The organism is Blautia faecis, assembly GCF_020554845.1.
Lineage (GTDB): Bacteria > Bacillota > Clostridia > Lachnospirales > Lachnospiraceae > Blautia_A > Blautia_A faecis.
This window is the reverse complement of sequence record NZ_JAJCIA010000084.1, coordinates 1-1,481: the sequence shown is the minus strand read 5'-3', so window position 1 is coordinate 1,481 and position 1,481 is coordinate 1. Positions and strand designations below refer to the sequence as shown.

At 44.8% G+C, this 1,481-nt stretch carries 3 protein-coding genes; all 3 read left to right on the top strand.

Going from position 1 to position 1,481, the window contains the following annotated elements:
- Positions 1-131, top strand: a 131-nt coding sequence (locus LIZ66_RS19665) for an adenylosuccinate synthetase (RefSeq protein WP_264467186.1), incomplete at its 5' end; no start/stop codon positions are given.
- On the top strand, positions 128-1,069 hold the full coding sequence (gene pyrB / locus LIZ66_RS18275; RefSeq protein WP_118584207.1) for an aspartate carbamoyltransferase: 942 nt from the start codon (positions 128-130) through the stop codon (positions 1,067-1,069). The genes LIZ66_RS19665 and pyrB, both read left to right, overlap by 4 nt.
- The coding region (locus LIZ66_RS18270) for an aspartate carbamoyltransferase regulatory subunit (protein ID WP_227227649.1) at positions 1,069-1,481 on the top strand (413 nt) is incomplete at its 3' end. The genes pyrB and LIZ66_RS18270, both read left to right, overlap by 1 nt.

Here is a 1,481-nt window from a genome sequence, read left to right as displayed (position 1 = left end):
CCTATGAAGAGCTTCCGGAGAATGCAAAAGCTTACATTCGTATCCTGGAGCAGCTTCTGAACCATGAAATCCAGTTTATTTCCGTCGGAGCCAGACGGGATCAGTTTTTAACAAAAGGAGCCTGGTTATGAGACATTTGATCGATCCACTTGATTTTACCCTTGAAGAAACTACAAAAGTTCTGGATCTGGCTGACCGCATTGCAGAAAGTCCAGAAGTGTACAGCCATGTGGCAGATGGGAAAAAGATTGCCACTCTTTTTTACGAACCAAGTACCAGAACCCGTCTTTCCTTTGAATCTGCCATGTTAAGCCTTGGCGGAAAATCCCTTGGCTTTGCAGGTGCTGAACAGTCCAGTGCCACAAAAGGAGAAACGGTAGCCGATACTGCCCGGGTGGTAAGCTGCTATGCAGATATCATTGCAATGCGGCATCCCAAGGAAGGCGCTCCCCTTCGCGCTTCCATGTATGCCACAGTGCCGGTAATCAATGCCGGGGATGGCGGACATAATCATCCTACCCAGACATTAATCGACCTTATGACCATCCGCCAGAGAAAAGGTCATCTGGATCACCTGACAGTTGGTTTTTGCGGTGACTTGAAATTTGGAAGAACCGTACACTCCCTTGTAAACAGTCTGGTACGTCATCCAGAAAATGAGTTTTACTTCATCTCCCCGGAAGAGCTTAAAATCCCGGATTACGTAATTGAAGAGACCTTAAAGCCTAACCATTCTTTTTACAAAGAGGTTACCAGCCTGGAGGAAACACTTCCCAAACTGGACATACTCTATATGACAAGGGTTCAGAAAGAGCGTTTCTTTAACGAAGAAGATTATGTCCGGTTAAAGGATACCTATATTTTAAACCGCGAGAAGCTGAATCTGGCACAGCCGGATATGCCGGTTCTCCATCCTCTTCCAAGGGTGGATGAGATTGTCTCAGATGTGGATCAGGATCCAAGAGCCGCTTATTTTGACCAGGTACAAAACGGAAAATATATCCGTATGGCACTTATTATGGCGCTGCTTGAAATCCCGGATCCGCTGACAGGAAGGACGGTGCTGTAATGTTAAAGATTGAATCTATCCAAAATGGAATTGTGATCGACCATATCCCGGCTGGAAAAGGAATGGATATTTACAAGCTATTGGAACTGGACTCCCAGAAGCAGTCCATTGCCCTACTGCAGTCCGTAAGAAGTGAAAAATACGGCTGTAAAGATCTGATTAAAATAGAGGGGTTTACAGAGCCTGAGCGTCTTGAAGTCCTTGGTTATTTGAACGATGGAGTCACTTTGATCGTAATTCGTGATGGAAAGGTGGTAAAAAAATATCATCCTGTTCCGCCAAGAACTTTAAAAAATGTAATCAAATGCAAAAATCCCCGCTGCATTACCAGTACGGAAGCAAACTGCGAGCACATCTTCAAATTGTCCTCCAGTGGAAAATATAGATGTATTTACTGCAACCAGGAAGCTTC

Coding starts and splice junctions, on each gene's coding strand:
- pyrB (WP_118584207.1), top strand. CDS start 128: ATGAGACATTTGATCGATCCACTTGATTTTACCCTTGAAGAAACTACA.